Source organism: Cupriavidus sp. JZ107 (assembly GCF_053903255.1).
This window is the reverse complement of record NZ_CP096480.1, coordinates 823,600-848,768: the sequence shown is the minus strand read 5'-3', so window position 1 is coordinate 848,768 and position 25,169 is coordinate 823,600. Positions and strand designations below refer to the sequence as shown.

Sequence of the window (25,169 nt, the reverse complement as noted above, 5' to 3'; positions counted from 1 at the left end):
TGATGTCGTGGAACCGTGAAATCGTCGAATTCAGTGTAGGGAGCGCGGCCATGACTGTCATATGCTTATATATCGGTGACGCTTAACATCGTGTTATGTGATGAAAATCAATCTGCGCCAGATCGAAGTGTTCCGCGCGGTGATGCTGACAGGTTCCATCAGCGCGGCCGCCAAGCTGTTGTATGTCTCGCAGCCGGCGATCAGCCGCCTGCTGTCGCATACCGAGCAGCGCCTGGGCTTCGCGCTGTTTCGGCGCACCAAGGGGCGGCTGTATCCGACGCCGGAAGCGCGCCGCATGCTGGCCGAGGTCAACGCGGTCTATGACGGCATCGAGCGCGTCAACGAGATCGCCGAGGATCTGGCGGCAAACCGCACCGGCAGCCTGCGCGTGTCGTGCAGCCCCAATCTGGGGCAGACGGTGCTGCCCCGTGCGATTGCGCGCTTCCGTCTGGCGCATCCCGAAGTCCGCATCGTGGTGCGCACGCAGATTCCCGCCAACATGCTGCGCACGCTGCTGTCGGGGCAGGCCGAGCTCGGCGTATCGACGATGCCGCTGACGCATCCGAACCTGGAGGCGCGCGTGCTGGCGCGCAATCCGCTCGTCGCGCTGGTGCCCGAGGGCCATCGCCTCGCCGGCCGCAGTGCGGTACGGCCCGCCGATCTGGCCGGCGAGCCGCTGATCGGCTACGGCGACGATGTCCCGTTCGGGCTGCTGATCCGGGAGATGTTCGGCGGCGAGGCCGATCAACCGGACTTCAGCGTGCAGGTGGAACAGGCGCACGTCGCCCGTGCGCTGGCGCAGGCCGGGGCCGGCATCGCGCTGGTCGATGCGATGACGGTGTTCGGCCAGAGCTGGCCCGATATCGTCGCGGTGCCGGTCAGGACGCGCGTCACCGCGTCCGCACAGATCTTCCATGTCGAGACCGAGCCGCTGTCGCGGCTGGCGCTCGACTTCGTCGACACGCTGGTGGCGATGATGAAGCGATAAAGATCACGGCGCGTACGGCCGCGCACCGCGGCTGGGCCTTCCGCTAATGCAAGATGCCGCCCTTGACGAAGCGCACCGGCTCGGCGTCCATCCGCAACAGCAGCGCGGTCAGGCCATCGGGCGCCGGCTTTTCGGTCGTCGCACTCGTCGTCGGCTTCGCCCCCTGCCCCGACTCGCACAGCAGATCGGCATCGGACCAGCCCTTCTGCTGCGGCGTACCCCGCGCGCGCAGCCAGCCATCGCGATCGGCCAGCAGCTCGGTGCCGCCGAGGCGCTCCGGCGCGACGCCGGCGAGCCGCGCGACGGTATCCCAGGCCTGCGGCGACACCGCCGCGCAATCGCTGCGGAACTGCGGCACAAAAGCGGGGGGCTTGCCGTCGGGCGTCACGAGCAAGGTCAGGAAGCGCGGGTCCTCGAGCGGGATGCCTTGGGACGAGCCATCGAAGGCCACCAGCCTCAGCCGCTGGCCGTCGCGCCACTGCGCCAGCCGGCGCGGCGTGCCGGCTCCGCAGCGGATCGCCATGTCGGGAAGCGCCACGGCCATCGGCCAGCTGCCGGCCGACTTCGCGCCCTCGCCCGCGGCCAGCGCCTTGGCATAGTCGAGCACCGCCCAGATCTCGCCGTCGCTCAATACCCCGGCGAATGCGGGCATGACAGGGCCGCCATGGTCCTCACGCATGCCATCGGCGATACGCCAGAACAGCTCGCCATCGGCGCGGCGCCCCAGCAAGGGCCCGACCAGCGTCGGCGGCCAGCGCGGCAACGTCGCCGCCAGTGGCCCTTCGCCACGGCCATCGTCGCCGTGGCAGGCGGCGCAATGCTGCCCGTAGATTCGTGCGCCGAGGGCAATCGCTTCCACCGAAAATCCGGTCGGACTCGCATGAAAGCTGGTCGGCGCGGCCGGCACGAACAACAGCACCGGCGCAGGCCAGGGAGCGAGCAGCAGGCCGGCGGCGGCGATCGCCAGCAGCATCGCGCGGCGGCGCCGCCATGGCAGCGCCAGCAGCATCGCCATCAGCGACAGCGCGACGGCGATGCCGGTCCAGGCCAGTTGCCTTGCCACGCCAAGATCGATCAGCAAGGTTTCGCCGGCGATCCGATGGCTCCATGGCCAGGCCGGTTGTCCGTGCACATCGCCGGTCAGACCCAGCCAGTGCCATAGCCGCAGCAAGCCGAACTGCGCCTGCTCGACGATGGCCAACAGCGTATCGAGCCAGGCCGGCAACACCACGCCATTCATCGCACCGCTCGCGCCACGGCGTCTCCAGACGCCGCTCCCAACGCCGCTCCCAACGCCGCTCCCAACGCCGCTGCCAACGCCGCTGCCAACGTGTCGGCCATCACCAGCTCGCGTCCAGGCCCAGATGGGTCAGCGCCTCGTGCCGCATCTCGGTCAGCCTGGGATCGCCGCGATGGCGGGGATACGGCAGATCGACGTCGATCTCCGCGCGGATGCGGGCCGGCCGATCGCTGAACACGATCACGCGCTGCGCGAGGAACAGCGCCTCCTCCACATCGTGCGTGACCAGCAGGGCCGAGAACCCGGCGCGCTGCCACAGCGCGACCAGTTCGCTCTGCATCGCCAGCCGCGTCAGCGAATCGAGCTTGCCGAGCGGCTCATCGAGGACCAGCAGGCGCGGATCGTTGACCAGCGCGCGCGCGAGCGCCACACGCTGCGCCATGCCGCCGGACAGCTGATGCGGAAAGGCACGCGCGAAGTCCTTCAGGCCCACCCGTTCGAGCGCCGCGTCGACCCGTTGATGCTCGCGGCCCAGCAGCCCGCGTGCCTGCAGGCCGAGCGCCACGTTGTCCCAGACGCGTCGCCACGGAAACAGTGTCGGGTCCTGGAACACGACGATGCGCGACGGGTCCGGGTCCGTGATCGTCGCGCCGTCCTGCAGGATCTGTCCTTCCACCGGCGCGTCGAGGCCCGCCACCAGCCGCAGCAACGTCGACTTGCCGCAGCCGCTGGGACCCAGCAGCGCGACAAATTCCCCCGGCTCGACGTTCAGGTTCACGTGGTCGAGTACCTGCAGCCGCGTCTCGCCTTCTCCGAACCAATGGCTGACCTGCCGTACCTCGATGCCAGCTCCGGCGCCCTCGCCTTCGATGCCCCCACCCGTTCCGTTGTTTTGTTGTTGATGCGAGCCGGCCAGTCCCCGCGCCACCGTCGCCCCTGCCTTGTCCGCAATCGCCGTGCTCACCATTTGACGGTCCCCTTCTGCCACGACAGCGCCCGGTCGCGCAGCGCAAACAACAACGTGATGACGCCGGAGAACAGCAGCGCCATCACGATCAGCGCCGCGTACATGTTCACGTACGAGGCCCAGCCCTGCGCCCACGTCAGATACCAGCCAAGTCCCGACTTGACGCCCATCATCTCGGCGGTGACCAGCACCGAGAACGACGCGCCCAGCCCCATGAACAGGCCGACGAACACCTGCGGCAGGGCCGCCGGAATCGCGACGCGCAGCACCAGGAACCAGCCCGACGCGCCCATCGTCCGCGCCACGTCGTAGTAGCGCTTGTCGACGCTGGCGACGCCGGACCACGTCAGCACCGCGACCGGGAATGCCGTGGCCAGCGCGATCAGGAACACCGCGGCCGAATAGCTCGACGGGAAGAAGTAGAAGGTCAGCGGCAGCAGCGCGGTCGATGGCAAGGGGCCGAGCACGCGCAGCACCGGATGCACCCAATAGCCGATCCGGCGCGACCAGCCGATCGACACGCCGATCAGGAAGCCGACGACCGCGCCGTGCGCAACGCCGAAGCCGAGCAGCTTCAGCGTGTTCAACGCGCTGTCGCCGAGCCGGCGCCAATCATCGAGATAGACCTCGATCAGCGCCTGCGGCGGCGCGAAGAACGGCGTCGGCAGTGTTCCGGTCTTGGCGGTCAGATATTCCCAGGCGGCCAGCACCAGCGGCACGGCCACCAGCCACGGCCCGGCAGCGCGAAGTGCCGCCCAGGCGCGATGCCGGGCCCACAAGCGCGGACCGACCGCGGCGGATAGCGCGAGCGCTGTGGCCACGACCAGTGCGGCGACGCCCAACTCGGCGGTATAGGCCCAGTCGCTGAACCCCGCGACCACGTTGGGCCAGCGCCAGGTCAGCAGGCCGAAGCCGGCCCATGCCAGCGCGGCAACGTAGCCGACCGGCCATGGCCTGGACACGCCCGCCCCCGCGCTCCGGCGCTTGGTCCGGCCGGCGTCGCTCGCCGCCTCGAACGCAGCTTGATGCGTACTCATGATTTATCCCAGGACATTGGCGTAGACATGCTGCGCCAGGCGTTGCGGATCGGTGGTCTTCTTGATCACGCCGATCTTGCGGAAATCCTCGGCATAGAAGGCGATTTCATCGCGCAGATCGACGCCGGTCGGATGATGGGTATAGGTCAGCGTCGCGTAGAGCTTGCGCAGATCGTCCAGCGAGATCTTCGGCGAGTACCTGGCGAACACCTTGGCCGCCTCGTTCGGGTTCTCGTGCACAAAGTCGGTCGCCTGCACGATCGCGCGCGCCAGCGCGGACGCCGTGGGCCGATCGTTGCGGACCAGTTCGCCGCGCGCGCCGACCACGCAGCAGACCTTGCGCGCGTACTCGCCGCTCAGATTGGTCGCCAGTTCGACGTAGGCGCCATGGGTGCGCTTCTCGAGCAGATAGAGATTCGGGTCGCCGTCGGCGATCGCCTGGATCTCGCCCTTGTCGACCGCGACGCCGAGCAGGTCGGCCGGATACTGGCGCCAGGTCACGTCCTTGTCCGGATCGATGCCGTTCTTGGCCAGCAGGATCGTGAAGAAGTGCTTGCCCGGCGCGGCCAGATCGCTGACGCCGACCGTCTTGCCCTTCAGCGCCCGCAGGCTGGTGACGCCGGCCGCCTTCGAGCCGACCAACCGCACGCACCCTCCGTGCGAGCTGCCGATGATCTTGACGTCGAATCCCGCCTCCAGCGGCTTGAGCCAGCGGTGGATCATGCCGACCGCGGCATCGGCCTTGCCGGTGGCGATCGATTCGAGCAGCTGGTCGGTGGAGCCGCTGTAGTTGATCAGATCGACCTGCAGGCCGTTCTTCTCGAAGAAGCCCTTCTCCTGCGCGACCACGATCGGCGTCAGGCAGAACGAATTCTGGTTCCAGGCGAAGGTCAGCTTGCGCGGCGCGGACCAGGCGCGCCGGCCGAGTATCAGCGCCGGGGCGGCGATGGCCGCGGCGCCGGCCAGGCGCAGCACGTCGCGCCGCCGCCCGGCGCTTGGCGCTGCATCGGCAGTGGGTTCGAAATGGCTCATGGTGATACGGCTCCCGTGGTTCTACGTGTTGTTGGTTTCGTCTCGGTATGTCGTGCGCGGTGTTGCCGGCGCGGCGGTCATGCCGCCTGCCGTTGCCCTTCTGCCTGCTCGAGCCGCCGCTGCGCATCGCGCTCGGCGACCAGCGCCCGCAGCCGCGGAATCAGCTCGCGGCCATAGTCGACCGCATCGTCGAGCGGATCGAAGCCGCGGATCAGGAAGGTGGTCACGCCCAGGTCGTAGTAGTCGAGCAGCGCGTGCGCGACCTGCTCCGGCGTACCGACCAGCCCCGTCGAATTGGACCGGCCGCCGGTCTCGCGCGCGATCGCGGTCCACAGCCGGGTATCGACGCGATCGCCCTGTTCGGCGGCGGCCAGCAGGCGGCGTGCGCCCTCGCTCTGCTGCGGCCCGCCGCGGCTGTAGCCCTGCTGCACGCGCAGCGCGCGGGTGCGTTCGAGAATGCGGTCGGCACGCTCCCATGCCTTCTGCTCGGTCTCGGCCAGCACCGGCCGGAACGACACCGAGAAGCGGATCTGGCGGCCGTGCCGCGCGGCCTCGGCACGTACCCGCGTGGTCAGCTCGCGGACCTGGTCCAGCGACTCGCCCCACAGCGCATAAACGTCGGCGTGCTTGCCGGCGACCGCGATCGCCGGCGCGGAAGCACCACCAAAGTAGATCGGCACATGCGGCTGCTGCGCCGGCTTGACCTCGGAAAAGCCGCGCTGGAAGCGGTAGTGGCGGCCCTCGTGATCGAACGGCTCGGGCTCGGTCCAGATCCGGCGCAGGATGCCGAGGTATTCGTCGGTACGCGCATAGCGTTCGTCGTGATCGAGGAAATCGCCATCGCGCTTCTGTTCGTCGTCCGAGCCGCCAGAGATGAAGTGCACGCCGAGCCGGCCGCCGCTGAACTGGTCCAGCGTCGCGATCTGCCGTGCGGCAAGCGTCGGCGCGGTAAAGCCGGGCCGATGCGCCAGCATGAAGTGGATCCGCTCGGTCACCGCGGCCGCATACGCGATCGTCAGCGTGGCCGACGGGCCGGTGGAATGGTGCGGCACCAGGATGCGGTCGAAGCCGGCCTGCTCGTGCGCCTGCGCGAAGGCCCTGACATAGTCGCGATCCACCACGGGACCGCTGGGCGGATGGATCTCGGATTGCTTCTGGCTCTGGATCATGCCGATGATGTCGACGCTCATGGGTTCTCCTGTGTCGCCCGCTGCGGTCACGGCGGCGGAATCTGGCGACAAACGTAAGGCAAACCCGCGTGTGACCGAACGAATAAAAACGAAACTCCATATTCGATTTGCATCGTTCATCGAAGCGGCATCTCGGCGTTACGCTAGGCGCCGATCCGAATCCGCACAGGGAACGACCGTCATGCCCTCTTCCACCTTGCTTCGACTGCGAGGCAGCGAGCCGCATCTGGACCGAATGCGCGACCGCATGCGCAACGACACACTCGACGAGACGCTCGACGACACGCTCGACGCCTTGCGCACCGCCTTCGCGGCGAGCGCCGCACGGCACGACGCCGATGGCAGCTTCGCGCACGACAACTTCGCGCTGCTGCATCGCCATGGCCTGATCGCGCAGGTCGTGCCGCAATCCCATGGCGGCGGCGGCGCGAACCTGGCGCGGGCGCGCCGCATCGTCGCGGCGGTCGCGGCGGGCGATGCCGCCACCGCGCTGGTGCTGACGATGACCTATCTGCAGCACCGCGCGATGGCGCGCGACGACACGCATTGGCCACCGGCAGCCACACAACGGGTGTTCGACAGCTCGGTGTCCGAGGGCGCGCTGATCAACGCCCTGCGCGTCGAGCCGGAACTGGGCTCGCCTTCGCGCGGCGGACTGCCGGGCACGGTGGCAACGCGCACGGCGGACGGCTGGCGCCTGCACGGACGCAAGCTCTATTGCACCGGCATCCCGGCGCTGCGCTGGCTCGCGGTCTGGGCGCGCACCGACGAGCCGCAGCCGCGCGTCGGCGTGTTTCTGGTGCCGGGTCCCGCCGATCCGGCGCGCGGCATTCGCGTGGTCGAAAACTGGAACCATCTGGGGCTGCGCGCTTCGGGCAGCCACGAGACGGTGCTGGACGATGTGTGGATTCCGCCGGAATACGCGGTCGATCTCCGCCTGCCCGAGCAATGGACGCCGGCGGGCGCCAGTCAGGCCGATATCGACGCCAATGCCGATCAGCAGGCCTGGATGGTCGTACTGCTCGGCAGCCTCTACGATGCGGTGGCGCGTGCCGGCTTCGACTGGATTCGCGACTTCGTGCAGACCCGTGCGCCGGCGAGCCTGGGCGCGCCACTGGCGACGTTGCCGCGCGTGCAGCAGACCATCGGCGAAATCGCCGCGCTGCTGCAGGCCAACCGGGCACTGCTCGACGACGCGACCTCGCGCATCGATGCCGGCCACCCGCCGACGCCCGGCGACAGCGGGCTATTGAAGTTCACCGTGACCGGCAATGCGATCCGCGCGGTCGAACTCGCGCTGCAACTGGCGGGCAATCACGGACTGAGCCGCAACAACCCGCTGGAGCGCCACTACCGTGACGTGCTCTGCAGCCGCGTGCATACGCCGCAGGACGACGCGATCCTGATCGCGGCGGGCAGGCATGCGCTGGCGTGATGGTTCATGATGCCGCCCGCCCGGCGATGTATGCGCTGGCACCGCGCTCGAGCAGTTGCAGGGCCTGCGCCGCCGGCACCGGCGGACTGAACAGATAGCCCTGCCCCTCGTCATAGCCCTCCTCGCGCACCGCGGCGAGCTGGCTCTCGGTCTCGATGCCCTCGGCCGTGGTCACGAGCTCGAACGCCGCGCCGAGGCTCGCCACCGCGTGCAGGATCGCGCGCGCTTCGTGGCCGCCGTGCAGATCGGTGACGAAGGAGCGGTCGAGCTTTATCTTGTCGAAGGCAAAGCTGCGCAGATAGCCCAGCGACGAATAGCCGGTACCGAAGTCGTCCATCGCGATGCGCACACCGACCTCGCGTAGCGCCTGCAGCGTCGACAGATTGGTCTGGCTCTCCTGCAGCAGCACCGACTCGGTGATCTCCAGCTGCAGCCTTTGGGGTGACAGCCCGGCCTCGCCCAGCGCTTGCCGCACCGTGCCAACCAGCGCCGGATCGCGGAACTGCAGCGGCGACAGGTTGACGGCCACCGACACCGCGGCCGGCCAAGCCGCGGCCTGCCGGCTCGCCTCGCGCAACACCCAGGCGCCGATCGGCACGATCAGGCCGGTCTCCTCGGCCATCGGCACGAACTCCGCCGGCGAAATCATGCCGCGGTCCGGATGCTGCCAGCGCAGCAGCGCCTCGAAGCAGCGGACCTGTCCCGAGCGCAGGTCGTACACCGGCTGGTAGTGCAGCACGAACTGTCCGTCGGCCAGCGCCTGGTGCAGGTCGCGCTTGATCGCGACGCGGGCGCGCAACTGCGCGTCCATGTCGGCGTGGAACGCGAGCACGCTCGAGGCGCCCTCGCGCTTGGCGTGGTCGAGCGCGATATCGGCGGCGCGCAGCAGATCGTCGGGCCGTTCCCCGTGTTCGGGCGCGATCGCGATGCCGACACTCGCGCCCATGGTCACCGTATGCTCCTCGATCGTGAACGGCTCGGACAGGCAGCACTGGATGCGGCGCGCCAGCGCCGCCGCCTGCGCGCCGTCGGCGACCGGCGTCTGCACCACGACGAATTCGTCGCTGCCCAGCCGGGCGACGGTATCGGCCTCGGTCAGGCAGCCGCGCAGCCTGTCCGCAACCTGGCGCAGCACGGCGTCGCCGACCGCATGGCCGAAGGTGTCGTTGACGCCCTTGAAGCCGCTCAGATCGACGCAATGCAGGGCGGCGCGGCTGCGCTCGCGCAGCAGCAGCTCCAGATGCTCGCGCAGGGCGACGCGGTTCGGTGTGCCGGTCAGCGCGTCGTGCCGGCTCAGGTAGGCCAGGTGCTGCTGCGCGGCCAGGCGTTCCTGTTCGGCGCGGCGGCGTTCGGTGATGTTGCGAAAGAAGATCGACAGGCCCTCGGCCGTCGGATAGGCGTGCACTTCCAGCCAGATCGCCAGCGGCGGCAGGTATTCCTCGAAGGCGACCGGCACCTGTTCGTCCAGCGCGCGCCGGTAGTGCCGCGCGAACACGCCGTCGGCCTCCTCGGGAAACATCTCCCACAGGCTGCGGCCGATCGCGGGGGCGCGTTCCTGCAACGCCCGGGCGGCGTTGCCGTTGAAATAGGTCAGGCGCCAGTCGCGGTCGATCACGATCACGCTGTCCATGGTGCTCTCCAGCACCGCGGACAGCCGCTGCGCCACCTGCTGCGCCTCGCGTTGCGCGCGGTCGGCCGCGTCGCGCGCCTGGCGCGCCTCGGTGGCATCGAGCGAAATCGCCAGCAGGCGCGCCGGCCGGCCCTGCTCGCCCGGGATCGACGCGGTCACGGTATCGAGCCACTGCACGGCGCCATTGCGGGTATGGCGGCGGATCGTGAAACGGCCGATGCCGCCGGAGCGGGCCGCGTCCAGCGCCGCGCCGGCGTCCGCGCGGCAGGGCTCCGGGACCAGGTCGACCCATCGTTGGCCCAGTACCGGCTCGTCGTCATCGAGCTCCAGCAGGCGATACGCGGTCGCATTGGCGTACAGCACGCGGCCATCCAGGTCGAGCACGCGAATGCAGTTGGGGCTGTTCTCGAGGATGCTGCGGCTGAATCGCTCGCTTTCGCGCAGCGCCGCCTCGGCACGCTTGTGGTCGTCGATGTCTTCCAGCGTGCCGTACCAGCGCACCACCTTGCCATCGTCGTCGCGCCGGGCCGCGGCGCGCGAGCGGAACCAGCGGTATTGGCCGGCCTGCATCCGCAGCCGGAACTCGTGGTCGAACGGCTGCCCCGTATCGACGCTGTCCCGCCAGCGCCGCAAGGTGTCGGGCAGATCGTCGGGATGGACCTGCTCGGCCCAGCCGGTGCCCTTGCCCTGCTCCACCGATCTGCCGGTCAGCTCCTCCCAGCGCGGCCCGGCTTCGGACACCAGCCCTTGCGCATCGGCGGTCCACGGCACCTGCGGATTCAATTCGACCGAATGGCGGTAATGCGCCTCGCTCTCGCGCAGCGCGCTCTCGGCGCGGCGGATGTCGGTGATATCGATGATCGAGGCGATCACGACCGGCATCGGCGCGCCGTCGGGTCCGGCCAGCATCACGCGGCGCTTGCGCGTTGCCAGCACGCGCGTGCTGCCGTCGGCGGCGGTCAGCGTCTCCTCGACCTCGCGTTCCTCACCGGTGTCGAACACCTCGTCGTCGACCGCCCAATAGCCGTCGGCCTGTTCCCTGGGCAGGAAGTCATGATCGGTGTGGCCGAGCAGCGCCGCACGGCTGTGGCCCATCAGGTCGCACATCTGGTCGTTCAGCAGCAACCAGCGATGGGCGCGGTCCTTGACCAGCACCGGATGCGGCAGCGCGTTCAGCAGCGCCTCGAGCGCGGCCGCGCCGCGGTCGCCGTGAAACAGCGCGAGCGCTGATGGGCCATCCTCCGATGGCGCTTCCTGTCGATCGGGCGCTGCGCGAGGGGTCATGAACGGGGCGATGGTTGCGTGGCGACAGCGGCGCGGTGCGGAGTGGCCGCGTCCGTACCGTGTCCATTGGGCGGCACTGTAGCGCACATGTCATCCGCCTTGCTGTCCACCGCTGTCCGACACTCGGTGAGCGGCGATACGCGATCGTGGCGTTGGGCGATGGCTTCGCATGGGCTGGCGACCGAGTCGCGCTTCTAATGCAACTGGTTGCATACGCTGAGGCGCACTGCTATTCTCAATGCAACCAGTTGCATAAGCAAGCGTGCCGCGGCTTCGGTCGATCCCCTCGGCAGGCTTTGCGCCGTCCCTGCCCTTGACCCGAAGAGGAGAGCCTGATGGAAATCGACGACCAGCCCTTGTCCGATGCCGCGCGCCGTACCCTGGCGGCCTGGCATCGGTTGCTGGAGCGCAATGCGATGGAGGAACTGGATCCGCTGCTGTCGGACCGCATCGTGTTCCGCTCGCCGGTCGCGCATACGCCCTACCCCGGCCGCGACGCGATCAAGCTGGTGCTGAAGACCGTCAATACGGTGTTCCAGAACTTTCGCTATCACCGCACCTTCGCCAGCAGCGACGGCAACAGCGTCGTGCTGGAATTCAGCGCCGAGGTCGACGGCAAGGCGCTCAAGGGCATCGACATGCTGCGCTTCGACGAGCAAGGACGGATCGAGGAGTTCGAGGTGATGGTGCGCCCGATGAGCGGCCTGCAGGCCTTGGGCGCGGCGATGGGCGAGCGCCTCGGCGCCGCCCGCGAGACGCTGACGGGCAAGGCGCCGCGGCATTGAACCGGCGGCGCCCGGGATAGCCGGTGCCGGCGCTCAGTCGGCGAAGGCGCCGGCCTTGCGCAGCATCGGCTGCCACTTGTCGCTTTCGGCCTTGAGCCAGGTCTTCAGGCCTTCCGGGGTCTGCTTGGCCGGCGGCACTATCTCGGCGCCCAGTTCGTCCAGCCGCTTGACCACCGCCGGGTCCTTCAGCGCCGCCTGCAGCGCGGCGGTCAGGCGCGCGACCACCGGGGCCGGCGTGCCCTTCGGCGCATACACGCCGTGCCACACCTTCATCTCGAAGCCCTTGAGGCCGCCTTCCTGCAAGGTCGGCGCATTGGGCAACGCGCGGATCCGCTGCGGCGTGGTGACGCCGTACAGCTTGACCTTGTTGGCGGCGATCTGCGGCAGCGTCGCGGTGGTCTGGTCGCACAACACGTCGACCTGGCCGCCCAGCAGCGCCGTCATGGCGGGCGCCGTGCCCTGGAACGGAATCACGTTCAGCTTGACGTTGGTGGCCTGCTCGAACAGCAGCCCGCACAGCTGCGAGACCGCGCCGAGCCCCGCGTTGGCAAGATTGATCTTCGACTCGTTCTGCTGCACGTAGCGGACCAGTTCCGCCGTGTTGTTGGGTGGCAAGTCTTTCTTGCCCAGCAGCGTCATCGGCACGTCGGCGACCTGGCCGACGTATTCGAAGTCCTTCAGCGGGTCGTACGACAGCTTGCGGTACAGCGCCGGCGCGGTGGCCATGCCGTTGTGGTGGATCAACAGCGTATAGCCGTCGGCCTCGGCGCGGGCCACATAGGCCGGCGCGATGGTGCCGCCCGCGCCAGTACGGTTCTCGACCACCACGCTCTGGCCGAGGTGTTTCGACATGGCCTGGCCGAGGCTGCGCGCGACCACGTCGGTGGGACCGCCGGCGGAGAACGGCACCACCAGCGCGATGGGCTTGTGCGGGAAGGCATCGGCCGCCTGCACGGCGGCCGCGGCGAGCAGGCCGAGCGCCGCGACGGTCAGGCGCAGCGAAGCGAGCGGTCGAAGGGAATGGGTGGACCCAATACGAACAGCCATGGCGATGTCTCCGGATGTAATGCCCTGCGTACCCAGGGCTCGAAATCGCCGTAGTGTCGGCCAACCGGCCGCTTCGGCGCCATCTGCCATTGCTTAAGCCATCGTACGGGTCAGCGGAAGCCGGGTTTATGCGGATCGCTGTTGCGGCCCGCCGGCGGACGCTGACAGCGACGGCTCAGCCGCCGGCGCGCCTCACTCCCCGGCGGCCATCCGCTCGAGATGCGCCACCAGCATGCGCGCGGCCGGCGACAGGCTCTGCTCGTCGCGGAAACAGATCGCAAAGCGCCGATGCGCCCAGCCATCGGTCAGCGGCACGACCCGCACGTCAAGACTCGCGGCGACCGGTTCGACCACCTCCCGCGGCATGATCGCCAGGCCCAGCCCGGCGCGCACGCAGCGCAGCGACGCGTCGAAGGTCGACACCACCGCGCGATAGGTCACGGGCCTGCCGACGATGGCCGCATGGCGCGCCAGCATGGTGTGTACCGCGGTCTGCGCCGGCAGGCCGATATGGTCGAAGTCCAGCGTATCGGAGAACGCGCACTCGATTGCCTCGGCGAGCGGATGCGAGGCAGGCACCACCGCGGCCAGATGGTCGGCGCGATAGGGGCGCGTGGCGAGCCCTTCCAGATCGGCGGCGTCCCAGCAGATGCCGAGCGGCGCGGAGCCCTCGCGCACCGCGCGCACCACCTCGCGGCTCACGGCTTCCTCGACCGACACGCGGATATCGCGGTGCTCGGGCTGCTGCAGAAAGCCGGCAATGTCGTCGGGCAGCGATTCCGCCATCGACGACACCGTGGCGAGCAGCCTGACCTGCCCCTTGATGCCCGAGCCATAGTCGGCCATGTCGCGCGCGACCCGGTCGGCCGCCGCCAGCATCGCCCGCGCATGCTCGAGCAGGATCTCGCCGGCCGGAGTCGGAATCACGCCGCGCCGGCGCCGTTCGAGCAGCTGCGCGCCGACCGTATCCTCCAGTTGCGCCAGCCGCTTGCTGATCGCCGACGCGACGATATGCTGTTGCTCCCCGGCCCGCGCCATGTTGCGCGTTTCGCAGACCGCGACAAACAGGCGCAGGCTGGTCAAATCCAGGTCCCGCATCGTGGGCTTGCTCCTTGGCACCTCGCGCGATCAACGAAACGACGTTGCGTCATGCACTTTCGACTACGCGCATCTCCACGTGCATACCGGCCGCGGCTGCCATATTGACCAGGGCATCGAGACCAAACAGATTGATCTTGCCGCGCATCAGGTCCGAAATGCGCGGCTGGGTCACGCCGAAAAGCCGGGCAGCCTCGGCCTGGCTCATTTCGCTGCGGCTAATGTAGTTCTTCAGCGCAATCATCAGTTCGGAACGCAGCTTCATGTTCTCCGCTTCTGCCGGCGTGTTTTCGATGGCGTCCCAAACGCTTGCATACTGGTTCTTGCTCATTGCCCTTGCTCCTTGAGCAGCTCGCGGTAACGCCTGGCGGCCAGATCCAGGTCGGGCTTGCTCGTCTTCTCCGTCTTCTTCTGGAAACAGTGAAGCACGTGCACGGCGTCGGCAAGCTTGGCTACGTAGATCACACGGAACACTCCGCACTCATCGCGAATCCGGATCTCTCGCACACCGGGACCCACGGTGTTCATCGGCTTCCAGTCATCCGGCTCCTGTCCGCGTTGGACCTGGTCCAGTTGATGGCCTGCTTCTCGTCTGGCTGCCGGCGTGAATTCGCGCAGGTCGTCAAGGGAGCTGCCGCAGAACCGGATGGGTTTGAGCACCGACATGGCGATTATACAAATTTGTATATAAGTGAGACAGGAAAATCGCGCTGACAGCGCGATCGCTTCATCACTTGTCGTCGCCCCCATCAACGGTATGCCGGCTGACCTGCATGGCTTCGTGCCGCGACCGTTGCCCGCAACGCCCGTCAGGAATCCGGCTGGATGGCCGCCTATTCTGCGGCGGCCGTGCGCAGCCGGAGCGCAGGATTTTCCGCGGACTATTGATCTGCGGCGCGACCGTCAGGGATCGCTGCCGGGGCATGCCGGTCCGCAAGCTGCCGGAGTGGACCTGCGTACTTCAATCGAGGCTGAGCTTCGCCTGCGCCGCGACCTTCTTCCACTTGGCGATTTCCGCTCGGCGGAAAGCATCGAGCTCGGCCGGCGTCGAGCCGACGGTCTCGGCGCCAAAGCCCGCCAGTTGCTCGGCCACGACCGGATCCTTCAGCACCTGCGCCAGCGCGCGGGAGACCTGGTCGACGATGGCCGGCGGCGTGCCGGCCGGCGCGAACACCGCGTTCCATTCGTAGCTCTCATAGCCCGGCACGCCCGCCTCCGCGATGGTCGGCAGCTCGGGCGCGGCCTTCGAGCGCTTCGAGCCGCCCACCGCCACCACACGCAGCTTGCCGTTCTTGATGTGCTGCCAGGCCGAACCCATGCTGGCGAACATCACCGGCACCTGGCCTGCCATCACGTCGACCATCGCCGGACCGCCGCCCTTGTAGGCGACGTGCTCGAGCCGCGTGTTCGCCATCAGGTTGAACAGCTCGCCGGCCAGATGCTGCGCCGAGCCGTTGCCGGCGGAGGCGAAATAGACCGGCTTGCCGGCATTGGCCTGGCCCAGCTTGATCAGGTCGGCCACCGACTTGACCGGATACGACGGCGTGACCACCAGCGCATTGGGCACGCGCAACAGCAGCGACACCGGTGCGAAATCCTTCAGCGTGTCGAACTGCATGCGGCTGTGCAGCGCCGGGTTCTGCGCGTGATTCGACGCATCGAGCATCAAGGTGTAACCGTCCGGCTTGGCGCGGGCGACATAGGCGCCGCCGATCATGCCGCCCGCGCCGCCGCGGTTCTCGATCACGACCGGCTGGCCAAGCAGGCTGGACAACTTCGGCGCCAGCAGCCGCGCGACGACGTCGACCGTGCCGCCCGGCGGATAGGTGACGACCAGCGTCACCGGGCGGTCGGGGTAGGCCGCGGCGGCGGGCGCGGCCGCCGCCGCGAGCAGCACCGCGGAGGCGGCGGCCAGGCACGCGCCGGCACGGCGCGACAACTTGTGGAACAGGACGGGCAACATCATGCGAAGTCTCCTTGGAATTGAAATAGGTGCAACGCGGTATCGCCGAGCAATTGCCGGCGCTGCGCGGCATCGTCGATCCAGTCATCCAGCCATTGCCGGGTCGCCCCGTAGGCCACGTGACGATGTTGGGTATGAGGCCAGTCGCTGCCCCACAGCAGGCGTTCGGCGGTGAAGGCCTCGAGCAGCCGCCGCGCCGCCAGCCGTCCGGCCTGCGCGCATTGCGCATCGGCCCAGTTGCGATAGGCGCCGGACAGCTTGACCCAGACCCGGCCGCTGTCGGCGTGGCGCAGCAGATCGTCGAAGCCGGGATCGGCCACGCCGAGCGCCGGATCGGGCCGGCCGAAATGGTCGACGACGATGCGGCAGCCGGCCGCCAGCAGCGCCGGCATGACCTGCTGCAGCCGCGCCGCGGGCAGATGCAGTTCGACGTGCCAGCCTCGCGCATGAATGCGTTCGAGCAGGCCTCGCCACGGCGCGGAGCCGAGATCCGGCGCCGGCAGGCCGAGCAGGTTCAGCCGGATGCCGGCCACGCCGGCGGCGGCCATCGCGTCCAGTTCGGCGTCGTCGGCGGCGGGATCCACCACGGCCACGCCGCGCAGCCTGGCCGGTGCGGCGCGCAGCGCCGCCAGCAGGTAGCGGTTGTCGGTGCCGAGAAAGCTCGGTTGCACCAGCACGCCGTGGCTCAGCCCATGCGCGTCGAGCTGCGCCAGGTAGTCGCCCAGCAGCGCGTCGTGGTCCGGCGCGTAGCGCCGGTTCACCGCCAACGCAAGGCCGTGCTCGAACACATGCGCATGCGAGTCGACGGCAGGTATTGGCGAAGCGGTTGGCGAGGTTGGCGAGGGCTGGGACAAGACGCGGCTCCGAACGGAAAGCAGATGAAATCGGGAAACGAAGTTCGGACGGATTCTAGGGAGCGCGGGTATAGTTTTCCATTATCCAGAATCTGTTTATTCATATCGTTTCAGTATGGAAACTCGCCATCTGCGCTACTTCCTGGCCGTGATCGACCATGGCAGCGTCAGCCGCGCCGCCGACTGGCTCGGCATCGCGCAGCCGGCACTGAGCACCGCGCTGGCCCGCATGGAGAAGGATCTTGGCGTCCGCCTGTTCGAGCGCTCGCGCCGCGGCGCGCAGCCGACCCCGGCGGCGCTGGCGATCCTCGACGATGTGCGTACCAGCGTCGAGCGCATCGACGCGGCGGCAAGGCGCGCGCAGGAGATCGGGCGCGGCAGCGCGGGGCAATTGACGATCGGCCTGGTCTCGTCGGCGCTGTTCGATACGCTGCCGCGCGCGCTGCGCGAGCTCCGCCGGCGCGCGCCGGGCGTGCGCGTGATCCTGCGCGAGATGAGCAATGCCGAGCAGGCCGAGGCGCTGCGCACCGGTGCGATCGATATCGGCCTGATGCATACGCCGGTGGCGGTCGGCGGCCGCATGCGCGAGCGTCCGCTGCTGCGCGACCGGCTCGTCGCGGCCATCCCGGACGAGCTGGAACCCGGGCCGGATGGCAAGGTGTCGCTCGCGCAGATCGCCGACGCCGGCCTGGTGATGTATCCGCAGTCGCAGCTGCCGGCCTTCCATGCCGGCATCCTCGACGCGATGCGCAAGGCGGGCCACGAGGCCCACGTCGCGCAGGAGGCCAACCGGACGCTGACGGTGCTGGCCTGCGTCGCCGGCGGCTGCGGCGTGGCGCTGCTGCCGAGCTGGATCCGATCGATGAACTTCCGCGGCGTGCGCTTCTGCGAGGTCCGCGACGGCGCCGCGCTGCCGACCTTCGACTTGTCGGTGATCTGGCCGGCGCGGTCGGTGCCGACGCTGGCCGATCTGTTCGCCGGTCTGGAGATGGGGCCGGCCTAGCGGCATGGGCTGACAGCACGGCGGCGGACAGGCTCGGCGGCCGATCAGCCGTGGCATGGCGTTTGCATCGTCACCCCGCACGATTGCCGATCCGCGAAGGAGTGACCATGCGCCCGTCCCGTCCCGTCACCATCGTCATCACCGGCGCGTCCAGCGGCATCGGACGGGCCACCGCCGAGGCCTTCGCCCGCCGCGGCGTGCGCCTGGTGCTCGCGGCGCGCGGCGAAGCGGCGCTGCGCGAGGTCGCCCATGTCTGCGCCGCGCACGGCGCCGACACGTTGACCGTGCCGACCGACGTCGGCGACGCGGAAGCGGTGGCGGCGCTGGCCCGGCTCGCGGCCGACACTGGCGACGGCCGCATCGACGTCTGGATCAACAACGCCGGCGTCGGCGCGGTCGGCCTGCTGGAGCAGACGCCGGTCCATGCGCACGAGCGCGTGCTGCGAACCAACCTGATCGCCTACCTGTACGGCGCGCACGCGGTGCTGCCCTACTTCAAGCGCGAGGGCCACGGCACGCTGATCAATGTGCTGTCGATGAACGCCTGGTCGCCGTCGGCTTATGGCGTGTCCTACACCGCGAGCAAATACGGGCTGCGCGGCTTCAGCGAAGCGCTGCGCGCCGAACTGTTGCCCTTCCCCGGCATCCACGTCTGCGACATCTTCCCCGCGGTGGCCGATACGCCCGCCTTTCGGCATTGCGCCAACTACACCGGCAAGGCGATCCGGCCGCCGCGGCCGCTGGTCGATCCCCGCACGATCGCCCGCGCCATCGTGCGCGCGGCGGCGCAGCCGCGCCGCCAGGCGACCACCATCGGCAGCGTGGCGTGGCTGTCCCGCCTCGGCAATCTGGTCGCGCCGGGCCTGACGCGCCGCTTTTCCCAGCAGCTGGCCCAGCGCTATCTGGACCGCGCCGACCACGCGTCACGCACCGATGGCAATCTGTTCGATCCGACCGAGGGCTATCTGGCCGTGGACGGTGGCTGGCGCAATCGCACGGACGCATCTCGCGCGGCGCAGGCCGGCGTGATCGGCGCCGGCCTGCTGGCGTTCGGAATTTGGGCGCTGTGGCGGCGGCAGGCCGGCTAGGGACGGCCAAGGTCGACCCGCGTGCCGGCGGCGTCATGCTGCGCTGCCGCACGATCGCGCGTTTTGCTTCACAATAACGCCGAAGCCGGCCGCCCGTAACTCGACGAGCGTGTCAGCGGGCCGCAGAGCCCGCGCTCCGGCCAATCACAAGATCCAAACAACACGCGTCCGCGCGATCTCTTGCAGTCATCTCCTCATGTCCGCCCCTGACGGTAGCCCGTACGATCCGATCGACTCCATTTCACACGCCCCCGCCTCTTCCGCAGCCTCCGTGGCTCCGTCTGACGCCACCAGCAAGGCCGCACGCCGCGCCGCGCGGCTCGCGCTGCTGGCGCTGGGGGTCGGCGGCTTCGCCATCGGCACCGGCGAATTCGTCATCATGGGCCTGTTGCCCGACGCCGCCAGCGACCTCGGCATCACGATCCCGGCCGCCGGCCATCTGATCAGCGCCTATGCACTGGGCGTGGTGATCGGTGCCCCGCTGCTGGCGGTGCTTGGCGCGCGACTGCCGCGCCGCACGCTGCTGCTGGCGCTGATGGCGGTCTTCGCCGTCGGCAACTTCGCCAGCGCGCTGGCGCCCGGCTACGGCTCGATGATCGTCGCCCGGCTGCTGACCGGCTTTCCGCATGGCACCTACTTCGGCGTGGCGGCGCTGGTCGCCGCCAGCCTGGTTGGGCGCGAGCGGCGCGCGCAGGCGGTCGGCATGGTAATGCTGGGGCTGACCGTCGCCACGCTGGTCGGGGTGCCGATCGCCGCGGCGATCGGCCAGTGGTTGGGGTGGCGCTCGGCGTTCGCGCTGGTCGGCCTGATCGGCGCGCTGACGGTGCTGCTGGTCTGGCGCTGGGTGCCCTTCGTGCCGGCCGACCGGCACGCCAGCCCGCTGCGCGAACTGTCGGCGCTGGGGCGCAAGCAGGTCTGGCTGACCCTCGGTATCGGCGCGATCGGCTTCGGCGGCATGTTCGCGGTGTTCAGCTATATCAAGCCGACGATGATCGAGCTGGCGCATATGCCCGCCAGCGGCATCCCCTTCGTGCTCGCGCTGTTCGGCGTCGGCATGGTGATCGGCAACCTGGCGGGCTCGAAGCTGGCCGACAAGGCGCTGATGCCGACCATCGGCGGCGTGCTGGTCTGGTCGGCGGCGGTGCTCGGCGCCTTCGTGTTGACCGCGCCGCATGCCTGGCTGGCATCGGCCAATGTGCTGCTGATCGGCACCGTGGTTGCGCTCGGACCGGCGCTGCAGATCCGGCTGATGGACGTCGCCGGCGATGCGCAGACGCTGGCCGCGGCGCTCAATCACTCGGCCTTCAACATGGCCAACGCGCTCGGCGCCTGGCTGGGCGGCGTCACGATCGCGGCGGGCCTGGGCTGGCAATCGACCGGCTGGGTCGGCCTGCTGCTGGCGGCCGGCGGCCTGCTGGTCTATCTGCTGTCGCTGTCCGACGCCTCGCGCCGCCGCGCGCCGGCCGCTGCCTGACGATGCGGTAGCCGCGCCTTGCCGCCGCGGCGCCATCGCGCTGCGCTACCATGGCGCTCCCTGCACTCGAGCCGACGCTCGTACCGGTCCAGCACCATGGAGCCAGAACCGATGCCGGCCACCGACGGCCATCCCCTCGCCCCCAACCGCCATCCGGTATGGGAGGTGTTCGTGGCCTTCCTGCGGCTGGGCCTGACCTCCTTCGGCGGGCCGGTCGCGCATCTGGGCTATTTCCACCAGGAGTTCGTGGTGCGCCGGCGCTGGTTCGGCGAGCGCGTCTATGCCGATCTGGTCGCGCTCTGCCAGTTCCTGCCGGGGCCGGCCAGCAGCCAGGTCGGCATGGCGATCGGGCTGTCGCGCGCCGGCCTTGCCGGCATGCTGGCGGCGTGGATCGGCTTCACGCTGCCGTCGGCCATCGCGCTGATCCTGTTTGCGCTGACCCTGTCGACCTGGGGCAATGTGCTGCCCGCCGGCATGCTGGCCGGGCTGAAGATCGTCGCGGTCGCGGTGGTGGCGCAGGCGGTCTGGGGCATGGGCCGCTCGCTGTGTCCGGACCGCCCGCGCGCGACGATCGCCGCGGTCGCGGCCTGCGTGGTGGTGCTGGTGCCGGGAGCGCTGGCACAGGTCATGGTGATGGCGGTGGCCGCATTGCTCGGCCGCGCGATGCTGAAGACCGCGCCGGCCGCCGAGCACGACCCTTTGCCGATCGCCGTCGGCCGCCGGCTCGGCGCGCTGCTGCTATTGCTGTTCGCCGCATTGCTGGTCCTGCTGCCGCTGGCGGCGCAAACCTGGCCCGGCCAGGCGCTGGCGCTGACCGATGCGTTCTACCGCGCCGGCTCGCTGGTGTTCGGCGGCGGCCACGTGGTGCTGCCGCTGCTGCAGGCCGCGGTGGTGCCCACCGGCTGGGTCGATAACGACGCCTTCCTGGCCGGCTACGGCGCGGCCCAGGCGGTGCCCGGCCCGCTGTTCACCTTCGCCGCCTTCCTCGGCGCCGCGATGCGGATCGCGCCGAGCGGCTGGGCCGGCGGTGCGCTGTGCCTGGTCGCAATCTTCCTGCCGTCGTTCCTGCTGGTCGCCGGCGCGCTGCCGTTCTGGGAGCGGCTGCGCCGCAGCCCGCATGCGCAGGGCGCGCTGGCCGGCGTCAATGCGGCAGTGGTCGGCGTGCTGCTGGCGGCCTTGTACGACCCGGTCTGGACCAGCGCGATCCACCGCCCGGCCGACTTCGCGCTGGCCCTCGCGGCGCTGGTGGCGCTGATGTTCTGGAAGCTGCCGCCGTGGCTGGTGGTGCTGGCCTGCGCGTTCGGGGGTTGGGGGTTGTCGCTGTTGCCACTGTGATCCCGCTGTGATCCCGCTGTGATCGCGCTGTAATCCCGCTGTGATCCGATCCCGGCGGATCGGACCCGGCGCCGTTGGCATGCGGCGTGCTTGAAGGACGGATGCGGTTCCGCAGCACCGCCAGCCACGCGCCATGTCCTCGCCATCCCGCCCCACCCCACCCGATGACGCACCCGACGACGCGCCGGAACCGTCCGACCAGCGGCCCGCCACGCTCGATGCCTGCCGCCGCTGCGACCTGTGGCGCAATGCCACCCACGGCGTGCCCGGTGACGGCCCGGCGCCGGCGCCGGTAATGGTGGTCGGCGAACAGCCCGGCAACCAGGAAGACCTCGCCGGCAAGGCCTTCGTCGGTCCCGCGGGCCGGCTGCTCGACGAGGCCTTCGAGAAGGCCGGCTTGTCGCGCGAGTCGGTATTCCTGACCAACGCGGTCAAACATTTCAAATGGGAACTGCGCGGCAAGCGGCGCTTGCACAAGACGCCGGCACAACGCGAGATCGAGGCATGCGGCTATTGGCTCGAGGACGAGCTGGAACGGGTTGCGCCGCGCGTGGTGGTGGCACTCGGCGCGACTGCACTGAAGGCCGTGCTGGGGGTCAAGGCAACGTCGCTGCGCAAGGTGCTGCGCCAGCCGATCGAGCACGAGGGCCGCACCGTGATACCGACCTACCACCCGTCCTATGCGTTGCGCGTGCCCGATCCCGCGGCGCGCGAGGCCGCCTTCGATGAAATCGTCGCGGCCTTGAAGCTGGCCGCGAAGGTCAGCGGCAAGCCCGCGCGCAAGCGCGCCGGCGCGACGGTGGCCAAACCGACTGCGGCGCCCCCATCCAACGCTGCTTCGAGGCCCCGCGCGAAGCCGGCGCCCAAGCCTCGGCCAGCGGCGAAATCCTAGCGCCCGCCGGTGCCGTCCTCGTCGGCCTCGTCGTCCGGCCCGGACTCGGCGCCGCGATCGGTCAACCAGGGCCGTCCGCGCGTGGGCGGATGGACCGGCACGCGCTGCTGCATCGCCGCCTTGGCCAGCATATGCGCGCTGATCGGCGCGGTCAGGAACAGGAAGGCCGTCAGCAGGATCTCGTGCAGGCTCCAGCCCTCGCCGAGGCTGCTGAAGTAGACGACCGAGGCGATCACCACGCCGCCGACGCCGAGCGTGGTCGATTTGGTCGGCCCGTGCAGCCGCATGAAGAAGTCCGGCAGGCGCAGCAGGCCGATCGCGCCGACCAGCGTGAACAGGCTGCCGATCAGCAGCAGCGCGCAGACGATGGCTTCGAGGTAGAACGGCATCGCGGCACTCCCTACTTCAGCTCGATGATGTCGCCGCGCTGCAGGTACTTGGTCAGCGCGACCGTGCCGATGAAGCCCATCACCGCCAGCAGCAGCGCGACCTCGAAGAACTGCGCCGAGCCGAGCCAGATGCCGAACACCACGATCAGCGCGATCGCGTTGATGTTCAGCGTGTCCAGCGCGACGATGCGGTCCGGCAAGGTGGGCCCGATCAGCAACCGCAGCAGCGTCAGCAGGAAGGCGATGCCGAGCATCGCCAGCGAAATCGGAATCACGATGGCAAGCATAGGAAGATCTCCCTCAACGGCGCCTCGTAGCGCGACTTGATGCGCGCGATCATTTCGTCCGCATCGTCGAGATCCAGCACATGGATCAGCAGACAGCGGCGGTCGTCGCTCAATTCGGCGCAGACGGTGCCGGGGCTCAGCGACACGATGCTGATCAGCGCGGTCAGCGCGATCTCGTGCTCGGCTTCGAGCGGCAGCTCGATAAAGGCCGGCTGCAGGCGCGCGCCACGCACCAATACGAGCCAGGCGACATGCACGTTGGCGACGACGATGTCGACCGCGACATGCCAGACCAGACGCAACGCGAGCCACGGCCGCGCCAGCCGCAGCGGCCGCAGCCACAAGCGCCGGCCGACGCGCAGGCCGAAGGCCCAGGCCAGCAGCGCGCCCAGCAGCCAGTCGCCGGGCGCGGCGGCATTGCCGAGCAGCAGCCAGATCGCCAGCAGCATGGCGCTGAGCCAGGGATGGGGCAACAGGCGCCGCATCATCGTGCCGGCTCCGTCGGCGCGCCCAGCACCGCGCGCGTATAGGCGGCGCGATCGAACAGCTGCAGCGCGGTCGCATCCAGATAGGCGGACAAGGGCCGTGCGAACACGACCAGCGCCACGCTGCAGGTGAGCAGCAAGGCGCAGCAGACCAGCTTGGCCGCGTCCGGCCGGCGCACCGGCGGCGTACTGGCGTCGGCCCGCGTCACCATGCCGTGCTCATGCGCGGCAGCAGCCGCCGGCCCCTGCCACAGCAGGCGGCTGCCGGTGCGGCTGATCGCGATGATCAGCGCCAGGCTCGACACCAGCACCGCCGGCCACAGCACCGCGGCGCCGTTCCATTCGCCATACAGCGGCACCGCCTGCATCAGCATCACCTTGCCGATGAAGCCGGACAGCGGCGGCAGCCCGACCACGACAATCGCGGCGGCCAGATACAGCGTGCCGGCCAGCCGCGAAATGCCGCCGCCGACCGGCATCCGGCCCGACCGCATCTCCAGCGAATCGGCCAGCAGGAACAGCGCGGCGGTGCCCACCGTGGTGCTGGCCAGGTAGTACAGCGTCGCGCTCCAGGCCTGCGGCGTCTGGATCGATACGCCCGCGCACAGCAGTCCGACCGACACCAGCACCAGATAACCGGTCAGCCGTTTCATCGAACGCGCCGCCAGCGCACCGCATGCCGCCAGCACCATCGTGACGATCGCCAGCCACCACAGCCAGTGATGCAGGAAGGCGCCGAACCAGCCGCGCCCGCCGTCGAACAGCAAGGCGTGGCAGCGCAGGATCGCGTAGACGCCGACCTTCGTCATGATCGCGAACAGCGCCGCCACCGGCCCCGCCGCCGCCGCATAGGCGCGCGGCAACCAGAACGACAGCGGAAAGATCGCCGCCTTCAAGCCGAACACCAGCATCAGCATCGCGCCGGCCGCCAGCGCCAGCGGCACCTCGGACGGCGCCAGCCGCGCCAGCCGCTCGCCCAGATCGGCCATGTTCAGCGTGCCGGTGATGCCGTACAGCACGCCGATCGCCAGCAGGAAGAACGACGAGCCGACCAGGTTCAGCACGACGTAGTGCAGGCCGGCGCCGATCCGCTCGCTGCCGCCGCCGTGGACCAGCAGCGCGTACGAGGCGATCAGCAGGATCTCGAAGAACACGAACAGGTTGAACAGATCGCCGGCGAGGAACGCGCCGTTCAGGCCCATCAGCTGGAACTGGAACAAGGCATCGAAATGCCGGCCGGCTCGGGTATCGCGCTCGCCGGCGCTGAGCACCGCGGCCGCGCCGAGCAGCGCCGTCAGCAGCAGCATCAGCGCCGCCAGCCGGTCCAGCTGCAGCACGATGCCGAACGGCGCGGCCCAGTTGCCGAGCGCGTAGACCGCGATATTGCCGCTGGACGCCTGGCCCACCAGGCTGGCCGAAATCGGCAGCAGCGCCAGCGTGGCCAACACGCCGAGCCAGCGCGAACGCGCGCGCCAGCGGGCCGGCAGCACCACCAGCAGGCCGGCGCTGAACAGCGGCACCAGGATGGGCAGCAGCATCGCGTGGTTCATCGCGCCTCCTCGCTGGCCGGGGATGGCGTGGTGGACGGCGCGGTAGACGGCGCGGCGGAGGGCGCGGCAGACGGCGCGGCGGACGGCGAGGCCGAACCCGCGCGCTCGGCATCCTC

General features: G+C 69.5%; 23 protein-coding genes and 1 pseudogene. 8 read left to right on the top strand and 16 right to left on the bottom strand.

What is annotated here, in order from left to right; all coding sequences use genetic code 11:
- Window positions 1-100: 100 nt before the first annotated feature.
- Complete coding sequence (locus tag M1D55_RS03630) at window positions 101-988, top strand: LysR family transcriptional regulator (protein ID WP_064575560.1); 888 nt, start codon at window positions 101-103, stop codon at window positions 986-988.
- A 43-nt stretch (window positions 989-1,031) separates the two neighbouring features.
- Here the strand turns inward: M1D55_RS03630 and M1D55_RS03625 are convergent, their stop codons facing one another.
- The 5 genes from M1D55_RS03625 to M1D55_RS03605 all read right to left on the bottom strand — a co-directional run bounded on the left by M1D55_RS03625 (window position 1,032) and on the right by M1D55_RS03605 (window position 6,454).
- The gene (locus tag M1D55_RS03625) at window positions 1,032-2,228 is read right to left on the bottom strand and encodes a c-type cytochrome (protein ID WP_456281133.1); all 1,197 of its coding nucleotides are present in this window, start codon (window positions 2,226-2,228) and stop codon (window positions 1,032-1,034) included.
- 100 nt (window positions 2,229-2,328) lie between these two features.
- Window positions 2,329-3,195: an ABC transporter ATP-binding protein gene (locus M1D55_RS03620; RefSeq protein ID WP_456281132.1), complete on the bottom strand. Its 867-nt coding sequence runs from the start codon at window positions 3,193-3,195 to the stop codon at window positions 2,329-2,331.
- Complete coding sequence (locus tag M1D55_RS03615; RefSeq protein WP_456281131.1) at window positions 3,189-4,232, bottom strand: ABC transporter permease; 1,044 nt, start codon at window positions 4,230-4,232, stop codon at window positions 3,189-3,191. Before M1D55_RS03615 ends, M1D55_RS03620 begins: the two co-directional genes overlap by 7 nt.
- 3 nt (window positions 4,233-4,235) lie before the next feature.
- Window positions 4,236-5,264: an ABC transporter substrate-binding protein gene (locus tag M1D55_RS03610; RefSeq protein WP_456281130.1), complete on the bottom strand. Its 1,029-nt coding sequence runs from the start codon at window positions 5,262-5,264 to the stop codon at window positions 4,236-4,238.
- Between the two features lie 77 nt (window positions 5,265-5,341).
- Entirely contained in the window at window positions 5,342-6,454 is a 1,113-nt protein-coding gene (locus tag M1D55_RS03605) for an LLM class flavin-dependent oxidoreductase (RefSeq protein ID WP_023264675.1), read from the bottom strand.
- A 247-nt stretch (window positions 6,455-6,701) separates the two neighbouring features.
- Between M1D55_RS03605 and M1D55_RS03600 the strand changes: the two genes are divergently transcribed.
- On the top strand, window positions 6,702-7,889 hold the full coding sequence (locus tag M1D55_RS03600) for an acyl-CoA dehydrogenase family protein (RefSeq protein WP_456281291.1): 1,188 nt from the start codon (window positions 6,702-6,704) through the stop codon (window positions 7,887-7,889).
- Between the two features lie 4 nt (window positions 7,890-7,893).
- Here the strand turns inward: M1D55_RS03600 and M1D55_RS03595 are convergent, their stop codons facing one another.
- Window positions 7,894-10,803 carry an EAL domain-containing protein gene (locus M1D55_RS03595; protein WP_456281129.1) on the bottom strand — a complete coding sequence of 970 codons (2,910 nt, stop codon included), beginning with the start codon at window positions 10,801-10,803 and terminating at the stop codon, window positions 7,894-7,896.
- 335 nt (window positions 10,804-11,138) lie between these two features.
- On the opposite strand from M1D55_RS03595, the gene M1D55_RS03590 reads away from it, so the two are divergent.
- Window positions 11,139-11,588 carry a nuclear transport factor 2 family protein gene (locus tag M1D55_RS03590; protein ID WP_006576799.1) on the top strand — a complete coding sequence of 150 codons (450 nt, stop codon included), beginning with the start codon at window positions 11,139-11,141 and terminating at the stop codon, window positions 11,586-11,588.
- 33 nt (window positions 11,589-11,621) lie between these two features.
- Here M1D55_RS03590 and M1D55_RS03585 read toward each other — a convergent pair whose 3' ends face one another.
- The 6 genes from M1D55_RS03585 to M1D55_RS03560 all read right to left on the bottom strand — a co-directional run bounded on the left by M1D55_RS03585 (window position 11,622) and on the right by M1D55_RS03560 (window position 16,550).
- Window positions 11,622-12,635, bottom strand: a complete 1,014-nt coding sequence (locus M1D55_RS03585) for a tripartite tricarboxylate transporter substrate-binding protein (RefSeq protein ID WP_006576798.1) — start codon at window positions 12,633-12,635, stop codon at window positions 11,622-11,624.
- 192 nt (window positions 12,636-12,827) lie between these two features.
- Window positions 12,828-13,733, bottom strand: coding sequence for a LysR substrate-binding domain-containing protein (locus M1D55_RS03580; protein WP_064575565.1), 906 nt, complete (start codon window positions 13,731-13,733; stop codon window positions 12,828-12,830).
- 49 nt (window positions 13,734-13,782) lie between these two features.
- On the bottom strand, window positions 13,783-14,064 hold the full coding sequence (locus M1D55_RS03575) for a helix-turn-helix domain-containing protein (RefSeq protein WP_456281128.1): 282 nt from the start codon (window positions 14,062-14,064) through the stop codon (window positions 13,783-13,785).
- Entirely contained in the window at window positions 14,061-14,399 is a 339-nt protein-coding gene (locus tag M1D55_RS03570) for a type II toxin-antitoxin system RelE/ParE family toxin (protein ID WP_456281127.1), read from the bottom strand. The genes M1D55_RS03575 and M1D55_RS03570 overlap by 4 nt, the downstream gene beginning before the upstream one ends.
- Window positions 14,400-14,694: 295 nt before the next feature.
- Complete coding sequence (locus M1D55_RS03565) at window positions 14,695-15,699, bottom strand: tripartite tricarboxylate transporter substrate-binding protein (RefSeq protein WP_440268229.1); 1,005 nt, start codon at window positions 15,697-15,699, stop codon at window positions 14,695-14,697.
- Window positions 15,696-16,550, bottom strand: coding sequence for an amidohydrolase family protein (locus M1D55_RS03560; protein WP_456281126.1), 855 nt, complete (start codon window positions 16,548-16,550; stop codon window positions 15,696-15,698). The genes M1D55_RS03565 and M1D55_RS03560 overlap by 4 nt, the downstream gene beginning before the upstream one ends.
- Before the next feature lie 115 nt (window positions 16,551-16,665).
- Here M1D55_RS03560 and M1D55_RS03555 point away from each other — a divergent pair, with 115 nt between their 5' ends.
- The 5 genes and pseudogenes from M1D55_RS03555 to M1D55_RS03535 all read left to right on the top strand — a co-directional run.
- A complete protein-coding gene (locus M1D55_RS03555) occupies window positions 16,666-17,553 on the top strand; it encodes a LysR family transcriptional regulator (protein WP_006579852.1) in 888 nt (295 codons plus the stop codon).
- Window positions 17,554-17,660: 107 nt separating this feature from the next.
- Window positions 17,661-18,641, top strand: a complete 981-nt coding sequence (locus tag M1D55_RS03550; protein WP_064575567.1) for an SDR family oxidoreductase — start codon at window positions 17,661-17,663, stop codon at window positions 18,639-18,641.
- A gap of 196 nt (window positions 18,642-18,837) precedes the next feature.
- A complete protein-coding gene (locus M1D55_RS03545; protein WP_456281125.1) occupies window positions 18,838-20,115 on the top strand; it encodes an MFS transporter in 1,278 nt (425 codons plus the stop codon).
- 111 nt (window positions 20,116-20,226) lie between these two features.
- Entirely contained in the window at window positions 20,227-21,450 is a 1,224-nt protein-coding gene (gene chrA, locus M1D55_RS03540) for a chromate efflux transporter (protein WP_456281124.1), read from the top strand.
- A gap of 133 nt (window positions 21,451-21,583) precedes the next feature.
- Window positions 21,584-22,216 (top strand): annotated as a pseudogene (locus tag M1D55_RS03535) (UdgX family uracil-DNA binding protein); the annotation flags it as partial.
- A 122-nt stretch (window positions 22,217-22,338) separates the two neighbouring features.
- Here the strand turns inward: M1D55_RS03535 and M1D55_RS03530 are convergent.
- Genes M1D55_RS03530 through M1D55_RS03515 form a run of 4 tightly spaced genes read right to left on the bottom strand, consistent with a single transcriptional unit; the run spans window position 22,339 to window position 25,053 of the window.
- Window positions 22,339-22,731 (bottom strand): Na+/H+ antiporter subunit G, encoded by a 393-nt coding sequence (locus M1D55_RS03530; protein WP_456281123.1) that lies wholly within the window; start codon window positions 22,729-22,731, stop codon window positions 22,339-22,341.
- A gap of 11 nt (window positions 22,732-22,742) precedes the next feature.
- The gene (locus M1D55_RS03525; RefSeq protein ID WP_006578890.1) at window positions 22,743-23,018 is read right to left on the bottom strand and encodes a K+/H+ antiporter subunit F; all 276 of its coding nucleotides are present in this window, start codon (window positions 23,016-23,018) and stop codon (window positions 22,743-22,745) included.
- Window positions 23,003-23,506: a Na+/H+ antiporter subunit E gene (locus tag M1D55_RS03520; protein WP_232206482.1), complete on the bottom strand. Its 504-nt coding sequence runs from the start codon at window positions 23,504-23,506 to the stop codon at window positions 23,003-23,005. The genes M1D55_RS03525 and M1D55_RS03520 overlap by 16 nt, the downstream gene beginning before the upstream one ends.
- Window positions 23,503-25,053: a monovalent cation/H+ antiporter subunit D gene (locus tag M1D55_RS03515; RefSeq protein WP_064575579.1), complete on the bottom strand. Its 1,551-nt coding sequence runs from the start codon at window positions 25,051-25,053 to the stop codon at window positions 23,503-23,505. Before M1D55_RS03515 ends, M1D55_RS03520 begins: the two co-directional genes overlap by 4 nt.
- Between the last annotated feature and the right edge of the window lie 116 nt (window positions 25,054-25,169).

Excerpts from the sequence above, each read along its gene's own strand:
- M1D55_RS03630 (WP_064575560.1), top strand. The coding sequence starts at position 101 with ATGAAAATCAATCTGCGCCAGATCGAAGTGTTCCGCGCGGTGATGCTG.
- M1D55_RS03625 (WP_456281133.1), bottom strand. The coding sequence starts at position 2,228 with ATGAATGGCGTGGTGTTGCCGGCCTGGCTCGATACGCTGTTGGCCATC.
- M1D55_RS03620 (WP_456281132.1), bottom strand. The coding sequence starts at position 3,195 with ATGGTGAGCACGGCGATTGCGGACAAGGCAGGGGCGACGGTGGCGCGG.
- M1D55_RS03615 (WP_456281131.1), bottom strand. The coding sequence starts at position 4,232 with ATGAGTACGCATCAAGCTGCGTTCGAGGCGGCGAGCGACGCCGGCCGG.
- M1D55_RS03610 (WP_456281130.1), bottom strand. The coding sequence starts at position 5,264 with ATGAGCCATTTCGAACCCACTGCCGATGCAGCGCCAAGCGCCGGGCGG.
- M1D55_RS03605 (WP_023264675.1), bottom strand. The coding sequence starts at position 6,454 with ATGAGCGTCGACATCATCGGCATGATCCAGAGCCAGAAGCAATCCGAG.
- M1D55_RS03600 (WP_456281291.1), top strand. The coding sequence starts at position 6,702 with ATGCGCAACGACACACTCGACGAGACGCTCGACGACACGCTCGACGCC.
- M1D55_RS03595 (WP_456281129.1), bottom strand. The coding sequence starts at position 10,803 with ATGACCCCTCGCGCAGCGCCCGATCGACAGGAAGCGCCATCGGAGGAT.
- M1D55_RS03590 (WP_006576799.1), top strand. The coding sequence starts at position 11,139 with ATGGAAATCGACGACCAGCCCTTGTCCGATGCCGCGCGCCGTACCCTG.
- M1D55_RS03585 (WP_006576798.1), bottom strand. The coding sequence starts at position 12,635 with ATGGCTGTTCGTATTGGGTCCACCCATTCCCTTCGACCGCTCGCTTCG.
- M1D55_RS03580 (WP_064575565.1), bottom strand. The coding sequence starts at position 13,733 with ATGCGGGACCTGGATTTGACCAGCCTGCGCCTGTTTGTCGCGGTCTGC.
- M1D55_RS03575 (WP_456281128.1), bottom strand. The coding sequence starts at position 14,064 with ATGAGCAAGAACCAGTATGCAAGCGTTTGGGACGCCATCGAAAACACG.
- M1D55_RS03570 (WP_456281127.1), bottom strand. The coding sequence starts at position 14,399 with ATGTCGGTGCTCAAACCCATCCGGTTCTGCGGCAGCTCCCTTGACGAC.
- M1D55_RS03565 (WP_440268229.1), bottom strand. The coding sequence starts at position 15,699 with ATGATGTTGCCCGTCCTGTTCCACAAGTTGTCGCGCCGTGCCGGCGCG.
- M1D55_RS03555 (WP_006579852.1), top strand. The coding sequence starts at position 16,666 with ATGGAAACTCGCCATCTGCGCTACTTCCTGGCCGTGATCGACCATGGC.
- M1D55_RS03550 (WP_064575567.1), top strand. The coding sequence starts at position 17,661 with ATGCGCCCGTCCCGTCCCGTCACCATCGTCATCACCGGCGCGTCCAGC.
- M1D55_RS03545 (WP_456281125.1), top strand. The coding sequence starts at position 18,838 with ATGTCCGCCCCTGACGGTAGCCCGTACGATCCGATCGACTCCATTTCA.
- chrA (WP_456281124.1), top strand. The coding sequence starts at position 20,227 with ATGCCGGCCACCGACGGCCATCCCCTCGCCCCCAACCGCCATCCGGTA.
- M1D55_RS03530 (WP_456281123.1), bottom strand. The coding sequence starts at position 22,731 with ATGCCGTTCTACCTCGAAGCCATCGTCTGCGCGCTGCTGCTGATCGGC.
- M1D55_RS03525 (WP_006578890.1), bottom strand. The coding sequence starts at position 23,018 with ATGCTTGCCATCGTGATTCCGATTTCGCTGGCGATGCTCGGCATCGCC.
- M1D55_RS03520 (WP_232206482.1), bottom strand. The coding sequence starts at position 23,506 with ATGATGCGGCGCCTGTTGCCCCATCCCTGGCTCAGCGCCATGCTGCTG.
- M1D55_RS03515 (WP_064575579.1), bottom strand. The coding sequence starts at position 25,053 with ATGAACCACGCGATGCTGCTGCCCATCCTGGTGCCGCTGTTCAGCGCC.